This window comes from Aureibaculum flavum, from assembly GCF_016406085.1.
Lineage (GTDB): Bacteria > Bacteroidota > Bacteroidia > Flavobacteriales > Flavobacteriaceae > Aureibaculum > Aureibaculum flavum.
This window is the reverse complement of sequence record NZ_JAEHFJ010000001.1, coordinates 777,779-791,537: the sequence shown is the minus strand read 5'-3', so window position 1 is coordinate 791,537 and position 13,759 is coordinate 777,779. Positions and strand designations below refer to the sequence as shown.

The window sequence follows — 13,759 nt, the reverse complement described above, 5'->3', positions numbered from 1 at the left end:
GCCACTAGGTGGGAGAGTATGTCGTCGCCTTTCTTTTAAACCTTCATTATTAATTTAATGAAGGTTTTTTTATGATATAAACTTTCATTTTCGTTTTTAGACACAATCGAATTCAGTAGTTTTCAATAATTTCTAATTTTTCGGCAAAAAAACTATTTATATGTGAATATTAAGTAGTAGTTTTAAACAAGGATTAATTTAAATTTATAGATTAATAAAAACAATTTATAATTATTAAAAATTTAAAAATATGCATATCAAATTGAGCTTAGGAATATTATTATCTATTTTATTTTTGAGTTGTGCATCTTCGCAAAAGACAACAAGTCTCTTTAATGGTAAAGATTTAGCAGGATGGGAAGTTTATGGGACAGAAAAATGGGCAGTGAAAGACGGTCTATTAGTTTGTGAAAGTGGACCTGATAAAAATTATGGTTATTTAGCCACGGATAAAGTCTATAAAAATTTTGAATTAACAGTTGACTTCAAACAATCAGCAAATGGAAATAGTGGGGTGTTTTTTAGATCAAGTATCGAGGGAACAAAAATAGCTGGTTGGCAGGTTGAAGTAGCTCCACCTAAACACGATACCGGAGGTATTTACGAATCTTACGGGAGAGGATGGTTGATAAAACCGGACACAGAAAAAGATAAAAATTTAAAATTTGGAGAATGGAATACTATGAAAATTCGTGTAGTAGGAAATACTGTTACCACTTGGTTAAATGGAATCCAAATGATAGAATTGCGAGATGAAAAAATAGGTGAAGCTAATGGGAAAATAGCATTACAAATTCATGATGGTGGGGGAATAAAAGTTTTTTGGAAGAATATTGTTGTAACGAAAATTTGAGACTTTTTCATGATTTAATATGATTTCTAATTTTTATAAAATAGATGATGTTAATTATTACAATTTAATAATTGTCTTTTTTATCTTTTACCCTTTTTTTTCTTTTTACAAGAAAAGTTAGTTAAAACAAGTACATATATAGACCAGAATTTAATTCATTTACAAATAATTGATAGTCTAAATGGTAATCAACAGTTTATAAATATTCTAAAATTCCCAAATAATAATTTAGATTGATTAGAACTTAATTCTGAAAAAGGTCTGAATAAATTAGATGGAACAAGCACAATTTTTCAAGATTTTAATGCCATAGCGACGGTTAATGGAGGTTTTTTTGATATTAAAACATGTGATTTAATAAATTATTTCTAAAAAAATGAGTCTGTTTTTTATAAAACAATCTCAGATTCAATACTTAGAAGTAAGGACGATTATTTTCTTAACGGAGCTATTTTGATTGATGATAAGAATGAGTTAAGGCTCGAGGTTTCAAAGTTAGATTTGTTTTTAAAAATTCTGATGCTGAATGTATGGTCATGTTAACTGGACCGATGTTTAAAAAAAATGGATTACGCTTAAAGATGGTAGAGATACCTTTTGTAATTAAAAGACATCCTAGAACTTGTTTTTGTACGTCTAATGATGAAATATTTTTAACAGCAATTGATTGAAGAAGCGAATCGGATCGAGTCATGAAATTTTTGGAGACTAAGAATTATCTTTTAAATTTAGGATGTGTAGATGCACTGAACTTAGATGGTGGTGGCTCTATCACAATGTGGATGAAAAATAGGGGCGTGGTGAATACACCGAGTGATAAAAATGGGGAAAGATCCGTTTCAAACAACTTAATGATTATAAAAAAGAGTTAAAGTATATTATTTATTTCAAAAATTAACAATGAAGAGTTCCATATTCAGATTTACCATTGCAGGATTGACGATACTGATTTTGTTTTCATGTAAAAGAGATATTAGTAGTACTAAAGAAGTAAACTTAAAACCAAATATCATCTATATTTTGGCGGATGATTTGGGGTACGCAGAGTTGGGAGCGTTTGGACAAGAAAAAATTGAAACTCCAAATATTGATGCATTATCAAAGAATGGAATGCGTTTTACGCAGCATTATACCGGTGCTCCTGTATGTGCACCAGCAAGATATAACCTACTTACGGGTAAACATGCGGGTCATGCATACGTAAGAGGCAATGATGAATGGAGAGAACGGGGTGAAGTTTGGGACTATAGAGCAATGATATTAGATTCTGTTCTTGAAGGTCAGAGACCAATACCTTTAAATACGGTAACCATTGCAAACAAGCTCAAAGAAGTGGGTTATAATACTGGCATGGTCGGAAAATGGGGTTTGGGTGCACCGCATACAAAATCTTTGCCTAATAATTTTGGATTCGATTACTTTTTTGGATTTAATTGTCAAAGACAAGCACATACCTATTATCCCGTGCATCTTTATGAAAATAAAGTTAGATTTCATTTAAACAATGATACTATTGCACCTAATACAAAATTAGACAAAGGAGCAGATCCGAATGACCCTAAAAGCTATGCTAAATATAATCTTAATGATTATGCCTCTGAAATAATGTTTAATAAAATAACTGAATTTGTGGATGATAATAAGAACGAACCTTTCTTCATGTATTGGGCAGATCCAATACCTCATGCCGCATTACAGGCCCCCAAACGATGGGTTGATTATTACACTAAAAAGTTTGGCGAGGAAGAACCCTATTTAGGTAATAGGGGGTATTTTCCTGCAAAAAACCCACGAGCAACTTATGCTGCCATGGTTTCTTATTTGGATGAAAATGTTGGGAAACTAGTGGCTCAATTAAAAAAAGAAGGTATTTATGATAATACACTAATTATTTTTACATCTGACAACGGACCAACTTTTAATGGTGGCACAGATTCACCTTGGTTCGATAGTGCCAAACCATTTAGGAGTGAGTATGGTTATGGTAAAGGTCATTTGTACGAAGGAGGAATACGAATTCCAATGATTGCCTCATGGCCTGGTAAAATTGATGCTGGTTCTGAAAGTGATTTAATTTCGGCACATTATGATGTGATGGCTACGCTTTTGGAAATTACCGAGCAAAAGCAAACGGAAAATACTGATGGCATTAGTTTTTTACCAACCCTTTTGGGCGAAAACGACAAGCAAAAAAAACATGACTTTTTGTTTTGGGAATTTCCTGAATATGGAGGTCAAGTAGCTATAAGAATGGGGGAATGGAAAGTAATAAGACGTAATCTTAAAGACAAAAAAGCTGAGCCAACACTGGAGTTATATAATTTAAATAGGGATATTAGAGAAGAAAACAATGTTGCAGATAAGCATCCGGATATTTTAGAAAAGGCGGCTAAAATATTTGAAACAGAACATACAAATGCTGAAGTTGATCGTTTTAGAATACCATTAGTTGAATCGGGATTATTAACTAACGAATAAACTTTTGACATGATATTAAATAGAAGTAAACCTATTATATAGACTATGAATTCACGAAGAAATTTTATCAAAAAATCAGCCATAGTTGGTGCTGGTATTTCGGTATTACCAAATTTAACATATGGATTTAGTACTAAAAAAGACAAATTGAAAGTAGCCTTAATAGGTGTTGGTCTTAGAGGTACAAATCACTTAACTAATTTATTACAACGAGAAGATGTGGTCGTAACAGCTATTTGTGATGTTGATCCTGTTAGAATAAAAATTGCAGAAGAGCATATAAAAAAGCATAAAAATCCAAAAGTTCAAGTTTTCGGAAAAGATGATTACGATTATAAAAATCTATTGGAGTTAAAAGAAATAGACGCGGTTATTATTGCAACACCCTGGTTATGGCATACACGTATGGCCGTTGATTCTATGAAGGCAGGAAAATATACAGGGTTAGAAGTTTCAGCAGCCAATACTTTGGAAGAATGTTGGGATTTAGTAAATGTTCATGAAGAAACTGGTTCACATTTAATGATTTTAGAAAATGTTAACTATCGTAGAGATGTATTAGCTGTACTCAATATGGTAAAGCAAAATGTATTTGGTGAAATGATACATTTTAGATGTGGATATCAACACGACTTGCGTTTTGTTATGTTAAACGACGGTAAATCGGCTTATGGTAAGGGAGTAGAGTTTGGAGATAAAGGAATATCAGAAGCGGCATGGCGAACACAACACTCGGTATTACGAAATGCAGATGTATATCCAACACATGGTGTTGGCCCCATTGCCGTCATGTGTGATGTAAATAGAGGGAACCGAATGGTTTCATTGACCTCTCATGCTACCAAGAGTAGAGGGATGCACAATTATATAGTGGGAAATGGTGGGGAGAATCATCCAAATGCAAAAGTAAATTTTAAAATGGGAGATGTGATAACATCAACTATAGAAACTGCAAATGGAGAAACAATTATTGTAACCCATGATGTGCACTTACCAAGACCATACTCACTAGGTTTTAGGGTTCAAGGAACAAAAGGACTATGGGAAAAAGATGGAGATAGAATTTATATTGAAGGACAGTCTAAAAAACCACATGAATGGGACGATTCAAAAGAATGGTTAGAGAAATATGATCATCCGCTTTGGAAGAAATATGGAGAGCATGCTTTGGGTGCTGGTCATGGAGGTATGGACTTTTTTGTTATCAACGCATTTGTAGAATCAGCAAAAGAAAATATTGCACCACCAATGGATGCTTATGATGCAGCAGCTTGGAGTGCAATTACACCATTATCAGAACTATCAATCGAAAATAATGGAGAACCACAAGACTTTCCAGATTTCACAAGAGGCAATTGGATTAAAAACAAACCCTATAACTGGATGAAAGGGACATTTTAATTTTTATATACTATATCTTTACAGCAGATTTAATTATTATTATTATTATATGGATAAAGCGAAACCCACACTTGTAATATTAGCGGCAGGAATAGGCAGCCGTTACGGTGGATTAAAACAATTAGATACATTTACTTCAGAAGGAGATACTATTTTAGATTTTTCAATTTATGATGCGTTAAGGGCTGGGTTTGGAAAATTTGTATTTATCATTCGTAAAAGTATTGAAAACGAGTTTAAAAGTGTTTTTGATAAAAAATTAAAAGGTAAAGCTAACGTTGAATATGTTTTTCAAGAAGTTGAAAATGTACCTGAGGCATATCAAAATATCGGTAGGGAAAAACCTTGGGGAACTGCCCATGCCTTGCAAATGGCTAAAGATGTTGTTCATGAAAATTTTGCCGTAATTAATGCGGATGATTTTTATGGTAAAGAAGCTTTTGAAGTTATGGCAAATACGTTATTAAAAACTGATAAGAATTCTTATTCGTTTAATATGATGGGGTATTTACTTAAAAATACGGTTTCTGATTATGGTTTTGTTTCAAGAGGAGAATGCCAAGTGAATGAATCTGGGTTTTTATCTTCTGTTATTGAGCGAACGCATATTGAAAAAGTAGACAATAAATTGTTACGCAAAGACGATCAAGGAAATTTTATTGCTATAGATGAAAACACAGTAGTCTCGATGAATTTTTGGGGATTTACACCCAAATATTTTGAATTTGGAGATGAACTGTTTAATGAATTTTTGGCAGTAAATAAAACGAATTTAAAAGCTGAATTTTTTATTCCTTTAGTTGTCAATTCTATTATAAAATCGAATAAGGCAACTCTAAAAGTATTAACGTCGAATGCAGAATGGTTTGGAGTTACTTATAAAGAAGATAAAGAATTTGTGCAGAATGCGATAGCTCAATTAAAAGTTGAAAATATTTATCCAACACATCTATTTTAAATTCTCATTTATTATATAATAATAAATTAAAAAGCCTTTCAATTAAGATTTTAACGGATGCTTTGCAAGTTTAATTAAATGATCTAATTCCTTATTTTGACCTGTTACAAACAATAAAAAGAATAGTGGTAAATTAGTGAGATGTATTAAAAGTAAACCGAATGTATTAGAAATTTTTTTCATGTGATAGTATTTTATTATATAACAATTTTCTATTTAAAACTCCCACTCCATAAATGAAAAAGTTTAACTTTATCAGATAATCTTATTATAAACTTTCTATAATTTCAAATAATGAAAAAACTAATACTACTTTTTCTGGTATTCAGTGTATTAAGCACCGTTTCTATTGCTCAAAAATCACATAAGGTTAATCTTAAAAAATTAGATCAGTATTATTCTAAAATGGTCAAAGATTGGGATTTGCCTAGTGCCACAATTGGAATAGTAAAAGATGGTAAATTGGTTTTTACAGGAAGCTACGGTGTAAAGGAAATTGGGAAAAATGATAAACCTGATGCGAATACTAATTATGCTATTGCTTCTAACTCTAAAGCATTTACAAGTGCTATTATAGGAATGTTGGTTGATGAAGGAAAATTAAATTGGAATGATAAAGTTAAAGACTATCTACCTTATTTTGCGGTTTATGATCCTTGGGTGAGTGCTAATGTAACTATTCGCGATTTACTAAGTCATCGTGTTGGTTTAGGAACTTTTAGTGGTGATGTTATTTGGTATAAATCGGATTTAAGTGCTGAAGAAATAGTAAAAAGAATTCAATTTATTCCTAAAGCTTATGATTTTAGGGCAGGTTATGGATATTCAAATGTTATGTATATTACTGCCGGTGAAGTTATTAGAGCTGTTACAGGTAAAAGCTGGGCGGAAAATGTAAAGGAAAGAATATTTAATCCTTTAAAAATGGAAAGGACGGTTACAAATCCTGATAAATTGGATGGATTAAGGAATTATGCAACTCCACATGCAAGAGAAAATAATGTTAACATACCTATTGATTGGGTAAATTGGGAAGAAATAGGAGCCTTAGGAGGTGTAATTTCTAATGTAAATGATATTTCTAAATGGATGATCTTAAATCTCAACAATGGAATAAACGAAAAAGATACATTGTTTTCAAAACTAACAAGAAATATGGTTTGGACGCCACATAACAATCATATGGTTGACCAAACGAAAAGTAATGATTTTAATCGTCATTTTAATGCCTATGGATTAGGATGGGGCTTGAGTGATTATCATGGAAATTTACGAGTTGGTCATACAGGTGGATATGACGGAATGATTACTGCAATAACTATGATTCCTGATAAACAATTAGGAGTTGTGGTTTTAACTAACGGTATGAAAAGCCCAATTATGGCGGCTACTTATTATGCATTAGATCAGTTTTTGGGTCAAGAAACAGTTGATTGGTCTACAAAAATGTTGACAGACAATAATAGCAATCAAAAAAGTGATACTAGAGTAAGTGATAGAAAATCAAAAAGAGTTATGAGTACAACGTCATCTGTTCTCTTGGATGATTATGTGGGTACCTATAAAAGTGATATTTATGGTAATATTACCATAAGTAAATTAGGAGATGATTTAAAAATGAAGTTTGATCATTCACCAGATTTATCAGCAACATTGGAACATTGGCATTATGATGTTTTTGAAATTAAATGGGATGTAAAACATGCTTGGTTTAATTTTGGGACTGTTAAATTTAATCTCGATAATAATTTAAATGTTCAGGGACTGGATTTCGATGTGCCTAATGATGATATTTTCTTTGAAGAGTTAAAACCTTATAAAGTGGATTAGATGTTATTTTGATGACCATAAAAAAGGCATTGTATACATAGTTTATCGGAAATAGATTATCATAAATAAAAATTCCTACTTTCAATTGAAAGTAGGAATTTTTATTTATAACTGTTGATATGAAATTTGATTATTATCTATGTAAGAACAGAAATTTCTAATGTACAGACAATAAATCTCCACTACCTTTTGTGGCTAAATTTGTACGACCCATTAAAAATTTATCGACTTCTCTAGCCGCTTCTCTACCTTCTGAAATAGCCCAAACAATTAATGATTGCCCTCTACGCATATCTCCTGCAGCAAAAACATTTGGTACATTGGTTTGGTATTTTGTAGCTTTATAATTACTTCTAGTATCTGTTTCTAAACCTAGTTGTTCACTTAAAGTAGCTTCTGGGCCTGTAAACCCAAGGGCTAGTAAAGCCAAGTCACAAGGCCACGTTTTTTCAGTACCTTCTATTTCAATTAACTGTGGACGTTGACCTGGAACCATTTTCCATTCAACATTTATTGTTTTTAAAGCAGTTAATTTTCCGTCTTTATCTTTAATGAATTCTTTAGTGTTGATAAGCCAGTTTCTTACTACACCTTCTTTATGGGAAGAAGTAGTTTTTAGCTGTAATGGCCAGTAAGGCCAAGGTGTAGTTGGAGAACGATGTCCCGGAGGTTTAGGCATAATTTCAAAATTCACCACAGATTTTGCTCCATGACGATTAGAAGTACCTACACAATCAGAACCTGTATCTCCACCACCAATTACTATAACATTTTTGTCTGTAGCCATTACTTGGTCCTTTACTTCTTTACCAAATAATACTTTAGTTTGCTGTGTTAAGAAATCCATTGCTTGCACCACGCCATTCGCATCAATACCTGGAGTTGGTAAACTACGTCTAACTGTTGCACCACCACATAAAACTACAGCGTCAAAAGCTTTTAAATCCTCAACTTTATAATTTACACCAACATTTACATTAGTTTTAAATATAATTCCTTCTGCAATTAGAATTGCCAAGCGACGATCTATAATTCCTTTTTCCATTTTAAAATTAGGAATTCCATATCGTAATAAACCGCCAATAGCATCATCTCTTTCAAAAACTGTAACTAAATGTCCAGCCCTATTTAATTGTTGAGCTGCTGCTAAACCAGCAGGACCAGAACCAACAACGGCAATGGTTTTACCTGTTCGTACTTTTGGAGGGTGTGGTTTAATCCATCCTTCTTTAAAAGCACGTTCTACTATACTTTTTTCGATGTTTTCTATTGAAACAGGATCCTCAATAATTCCTAACACGCATGATTTTTCGCAAGGTGCTGGACATAAACGGCCTGTAAACTCTGGAAAGTTATTCGTTGAATGTAATAACCATGATGCTTTTTGCCATTCACCTTGATAAACCATATGGTTAAAATCGGGAATTAAATTTCCGAGTGGACAGCCACTATGACAAAATGGAATACCACAATCCATGCAACGCGAGCCTTGTTCTGTGATTTCAGACTCATTTAAAGGTACTGTAAATTCGTTATAATCTTTTACACGATCTTTTACTTCCGTGTACTTTTCATCTTGTCTTTCAAACTCTTTAAATCCTGTAATTTTTCCCATGACACTATGCTATTGTTAATTCTTCTACTAATTGTTCTTCTGTCTCTAAACGTATTAATGCTCGTTTGTATTCTGTTGGCATCACACGCACAAAATTACTTAAGCTGGTTGCCCAATCTGAAAGTAATCTCTGACCTTTTTTACTATCGGTATAGAGTACATGTTTTTTAATTAAATCTTGTAAATCTAAAGCATCTTCTGCTGAAATTTCTTCAAATTCAATTGTTTCTTGATTGCATAATCCATTTACAAATTTATTGCCAGGATCATAAACATAAGCGACACCGCCACTCATACCTGCGGCAAAATTTCTACCTGTTTTACCTAAAACAATAACTTTACCACCTGTCATATATTCACAACAATGATCTCCAACACCTTCAACAACGGCAGTTGCTCCTGAGTTACGAACGGCAAAACGCTCACCTGCAATACCATTTATATAGGCTTCACCTTGTACGGCTCCAAACAAACAAACATTACCTACAATGATGTTTTCTTCGGCTAAAAAGTCAGCTGTTGCTGGTTTCTTTATAATTAGTTTAGCACCTGAAAGGCCTTTACCAAGATAATCGTTTGTATTTCCTTCTAAGGTAAATGTTAGTCCGTGTGCTCCAAATGCTCCAAAACTCTGTCCTGCAGATCCTGTGAAATTAATATTCAAGGTATCTTCAGGTAAACCTAAATGACCATAAATTTTTGAAATTTCGTTACTAACAATTGCACCTACAGTACGGTTTACATTTTTAATAGGATATTCTAGCGTCATTTTGACTTTTCTGTACAATGCCCTATGTGAATCTTTTAAAATTGTAAAATCTAAAACATTATCCAGATTATGATCTTGTTGTTCTGTGTTTTTTACAATTAATTTACGATAAGATGATGGTCTATGTAAGATACTAGATAAATCTAATCCTTTTGCTTTATAATGATGTATGGCCTTATTTGCATTTATTTTATGCGTTTGGCCTACCATTTCTTCCAATGTTCTAAATCCTAATTGAGCCATAATTCCTCTAAGTTCTTCTGCGATATAAAAGAAGAAATTTATGACATGTTCTGGAGTTCCTTTGAAGTTTTTACGTAATTCTTTATCTTGTGTGGCGATGCCAACAGGACACGTATTCAAATGACATTTTCTCATCATAATACATCCTGATGCAACTAATGGAGCCGTAGCAAATCCGAATTCTTCAGCACCTAATAAAGCAGCTATAGCAACATCACGTCCTGTTTTTAATTGACCGTCACATTCTACAACAATTCTACTTCTTAATTTATTTAATACTAATGTTTGTTGTGCTTCTGCCAAACCAAGTTCCCAAGGTAAACCAGCATGTTTTAAAGATGTAAGTGGCGATGCACCCGTACCACCATCGTAACCAGAAATGAGAACAACATCAGCTTTTGCTTTTGCTACACCTGCAGCAATTGTACCTACACCCACTTCCGAAACTAATTTTACATTAATTCGAGCTTCACGGTTTGCATTTTTCAAATCGAAAATTAACTGTGCTAAATCTTCAATAGAGTATATATCATGATGCGGTGGAGGAGAGATTAATCCAACAAAGGGCGTTGAATTACGTACCGCGGCAATCCATGGATACACTTTTTCACCCGGTAACTGACCACCTTCTCCAGGTTTTGCACCTTGAGCCATTTTGATCTGAATTTCTTTGGCATTTGTCAAGTAGTGAGATGTAACACCAAATCGACCAGATGCTACTTGTTTTATGGCCGAGTTCCGGCTATCTCCATTACTATCTTTTTGAAATCGTTTTCTATCTTCACCACCTTCACCAGAATTAGATTTACCTCCAATACGATTCATGGCAATGGCTAAATTTTCATGAGCTTCTCTTGAAATAGACCCATAAGACATTGCCCCGGTTTTAAATCGTTTTACTATTTCTGTCCAAGGTTCAACTTCTTCAATTGGAATGGGGTCTAAATTATCAAACTCAAATAAACCACGAATGGTCATTAAGCTTTCTGATTGCTCATTAATAGCATTTGCATAGACATCATAACTGTCTTGATCACTTAATCTAACGGCTTGTTGCAATTTAGCAACGGTAGTTGGATTAAATAAATGCTTTTCACCTTTACGTCTCCATCTATACTCACCACCAATGTTAAGGCCTAGTTTTCTGTTAATTTTATTATCTGGATAGGCATTTTTATAGCGTTGATTTATTTCTTTTTCAATTTCGTATAAACCAATACCTTCTATTCTTGAAGTTGTGTATGGGAAGTATTTTTCTACAAATTGTGAGTTAAAACCAACAATTTCAAAAATTTGAGAACCTCGATACGAATGTAACGTTGAGATACCAATTTTGTTCATGATTTTTAAAATACCTTTTCCAATAGCTTTATTAAAGTTATCAACTGCTTTTTGCTCATCCATGCCCTTAATAAAGCCTTCTTTCACCTGTATTCTGATAATCTCGTTTACCATGTACGGATTTATAGCACTAGCACCATAACCAAACAAAGTGGCAAATTGATGAGGCTCACGAGGTTCAGCAGATTCAATAATAATGTCAAAATAAGAACGTTTTCTCAAACGATTCAGTTGATGATTTACATAAGAACAAGCTAATAATGCAGGGATTGGAGCAAACTCTTGGCTTACACCTCTATCCGATAAGATAATTATATTCGTTTTTCTTTCTATTGCTTTTTCAATCTGAACGATTATATTTTCTAAAGCATCTTCAAGTCCATTTAGACCTTGTGCTTTTGGATATAAAATTTCTATAGTTTCCGCCTTAAAGCTCTCAATAGAAATTGATCTTATTTTTTCTAAATCAGCATTTGAAATTACTGGATTTTGAATTCTTAATTTTCTACATTGTCTTTCTGTAATACTAAAAATATTACGGTCCTTACCTAAATTAAGGCTTATATCTGTTACAATTTCTTCACGAATACCGTCTAAAGGAGGGTTTGTTACCTGAGCAAATAATTGCTTAAAATAGTTTGATATTAATTGAGGTCTATCTGATAAAACTGCCAAAGGAGTATCAATACCCATTGAACCTAACGCTTCTTTACCCACAATGGCCATCGGCGTAATTACTTCTTGAATATCTTCAAACGTATAGTTAAATAAGCGTTGCCTTGTTTTAATATCTAAAGTTTCAATTGGGCACGTTTCGTTTGTATACGGAACATCTTTTAAATGAAGTCTTTTTTTATCTAACCATTCTCTATAGGGCCTTTCTGAAACAATTTTACTTTTTATTTCTTTATCATTAATAATTCGACCGTTATTCATGTCTACTAAAAACATTTTACCCGGTTCTAAACGACCATGACTTTCAACATCAGAAGGATCAATATCTACAACTCCAATCTCAGAAGACATGATTAGTTTTCCACTTTTGGTAACTGTATATCTCGATGGTCTTAATCCATTTCTATCTAATAAGGCACCAATATAATCGCCATCAGTAAAAGGTACTGATGCAGGACCATCCCATGGTTCCATTATACATCCGTTGTATTCGTAAAAAGCTTTACGTTCATCAGACATTGTTTGGTGTTTTTCCCAGGCTTCAGGAATCATCATCATCATAATTTCTGGTAAAGAGCGTCCTGTATGAGTTAACAGTTCGACTACCATGTCCATAGAAGCAGAATCGGATTTTCCTGGAAGGATAATTGGGAATAATTTTTCTATTTGTGGGCCAAAAACATCACTTTTCATGATTTCTTCACGTACACGCATTCTACTTACATTACCACGTAAGGTGTTAATTTCACCATTTTGACACATAAAACGGAATGGTTGAGCTAACTCCCAAGTAGGCATTGTGTTTGTAGAGAAACGCTGATGCACTAATGCCAAACGTGTCACTAAATCTATTTCTTGTAAATCAGTATAATATGGTCCAATATCTTCCGGCATAATAATACCTTTGTATATTAATGTTGTATTGGATAAACTAGGTAGGTAAAAATACCCACCTTCAGATATTTTTGATTTTCTTATGCTATGTTCCGTAATTTTACGAGCAGCATATAACTTCGCTTTAAAAGTAGCCTCGTCAATGTTTTCATCTTTACCAATAAAAATTTGTTCAATATTAGGTTCTGATGCTAACGCAATTTCTCCTAAGTGAGAAGAATCTACAGGTACTACTCTCCATCCTAATAAAGAAAGCCCTTGTGCTTTTACCTCTTTTTCAAAAGTATCTTTACAAAACTGGTATTGGTTTTGTACTTTAGGTAGAAACACCATACCTACAGCATATGCTCTGGCTTCTGGAATTGGAAAATCACATACACGTTGAAAATATTCATGAGGAATATCAATTAATAGACCTGCACCATCTCCGGTTTTTCCATCAGAACTTACACCTCCTCTATGTTTTAATTTCACAAGAATTTCTAAGGCGTCGTGTATAATTTGATTTGTTTTCTCTCCTTTGAGATTACAAATAAAACCTGCACCGCAATTTTCATGTTCAAATTCGGGTAAGTATAGTCCTTGTTGCTTCATAAATTATAATTAGGTCTACAAAATTAAGCAAATTGATAGAAATAATTTATGATATGCAATAGTATGTTATAAATAATGTGGTAATAAGAATATTTAACCAATATAAAT

At 33.1% G+C, this 13,759-nt stretch carries 9 protein-coding genes; 6 read left to right on the top strand and 3 right to left on the bottom strand.

The genetic code is table 11. From position 1 onward, the window contains the following. The first annotated feature begins 250 nt into the window (after positions 1–250). From JBL43_RS03435 to JBL43_RS03415, 5 genes are all read left to right on the top strand, one after another. The gene (locus JBL43_RS03435) at positions 251–853 is read left to right on the top strand and encodes a 3-keto-disaccharide hydrolase (protein ID WP_198840057.1); all 603 of its coding nucleotides are present in this window, start codon (positions 251–253) and stop codon (positions 851–853) included. A 692-nt stretch (positions 854–1,545) separates the two neighbouring features. Beyond that, positions 1,546–1,725, top strand: a complete 180-nt coding sequence (locus tag JBL43_RS20415; RefSeq protein ID WP_198840056.1) for a phosphodiester glycosidase family protein — start codon at positions 1,546–1,548, stop codon at positions 1,723–1,725. A 28-nt stretch (positions 1,726–1,753) separates the two neighbouring features. Beyond that, positions 1,754–3,331: an arylsulfatase gene (locus JBL43_RS03425; RefSeq protein WP_198840055.1), complete on the top strand. Its 1,578-nt coding sequence runs from the start codon at positions 1,754–1,756 to the stop codon at positions 3,329–3,331. Positions 3,332–3,376: 45 nt separating this feature from the next. Next, a complete protein-coding gene (locus JBL43_RS03420) occupies positions 3,377–4,732 on the top strand; it encodes a Gfo/Idh/MocA family protein (RefSeq protein WP_198840054.1) in 1,356 nt (451 codons plus the stop codon). A gap of 49 nt (positions 4,733–4,781) precedes the next feature. Beyond that, the gene (locus tag JBL43_RS03415; RefSeq protein WP_198840053.1) at positions 4,782–5,690 is read left to right on the top strand and encodes a sugar phosphate nucleotidyltransferase; all 909 of its coding nucleotides are present in this window, start codon (positions 4,782–4,784) and stop codon (positions 5,688–5,690) included. Between the two features lie 42 nt (positions 5,691–5,732). On the opposite strand, the gene JBL43_RS03410 is transcribed toward JBL43_RS03415, so the two are convergent. After that, positions 5,733–5,873, bottom strand: a complete 141-nt coding sequence (locus JBL43_RS03410) for a hypothetical protein (RefSeq protein ID WP_198840052.1) — start codon at positions 5,871–5,873, stop codon at positions 5,733–5,735. A 111-nt stretch (positions 5,874–5,984) separates the two neighbouring features. Between JBL43_RS03410 and JBL43_RS03405 the strand changes: the two genes are divergently transcribed. Continuing rightward, positions 5,985–7,520 (top strand): serine hydrolase, encoded by a 1,536-nt coding sequence (locus JBL43_RS03405; RefSeq protein ID WP_198840051.1) that lies wholly within the window; start codon positions 5,985–5,987, stop codon positions 7,518–7,520. A 157-nt stretch (positions 7,521–7,677) separates the two neighbouring features. On the opposite strand, the gene JBL43_RS03400 is transcribed toward JBL43_RS03405, so the two are convergent. Beyond that, complete coding sequence (locus tag JBL43_RS03400; RefSeq protein WP_198840050.1) at positions 7,678–9,135, bottom strand: glutamate synthase subunit beta; 1,458 nt, start codon at positions 9,133–9,135, stop codon at positions 7,678–7,680. 4 nt (positions 9,136–9,139) lie between these two features. After that, positions 9,140–13,651: a glutamate synthase large subunit gene (gene gltB / locus JBL43_RS03395; RefSeq protein WP_198840049.1), complete on the bottom strand. Its 4,512-nt coding sequence runs from the start codon at positions 13,649–13,651 to the stop codon at positions 9,140–9,142. Positions 13,652–13,759: the final 108 nt, after the last annotated feature.

Excerpts from the sequence above, each read along its gene's own strand:
- JBL43_RS03435 (WP_198840057.1), top strand. The coding sequence starts at position 251 with ATGCATATCAAATTGAGCTTAGGAATATTATTATCTATTTTATTTTTG.
- JBL43_RS20415 (WP_198840056.1), top strand. The coding sequence starts at position 1,546 with ATGAAATTTTTGGAGACTAAGAATTATCTTTTAAATTTAGGATGTGTA.
- JBL43_RS03425 (WP_198840055.1), top strand. The coding sequence starts at position 1,754 with ATGAAGAGTTCCATATTCAGATTTACCATTGCAGGATTGACGATACTG.
- JBL43_RS03420 (WP_198840054.1), top strand. The coding sequence starts at position 3,377 with ATGAATTCACGAAGAAATTTTATCAAAAAATCAGCCATAGTTGGTGCT.
- JBL43_RS03415 (WP_198840053.1), top strand. The coding sequence starts at position 4,782 with ATGGATAAAGCGAAACCCACACTTGTAATATTAGCGGCAGGAATAGGC.
- JBL43_RS03410 (WP_198840052.1), bottom strand. The coding sequence starts at position 5,873 with ATGAAAAAAATTTCTAATACATTCGGTTTACTTTTAATACATCTCACT.
- JBL43_RS03405 (WP_198840051.1), top strand. The coding sequence starts at position 5,985 with ATGAAAAAACTAATACTACTTTTTCTGGTATTCAGTGTATTAAGCACC.
- JBL43_RS03400 (WP_198840050.1), bottom strand. The coding sequence starts at position 9,135 with ATGGGAAAAATTACAGGATTTAAAGAGTTTGAAAGACAAGATGAAAAG.
- gltB (WP_198840049.1), bottom strand. The coding sequence starts at position 13,651 with ATGAAGCAACAAGGACTATACTTACCCGAATTTGAACATGAAAATTGC.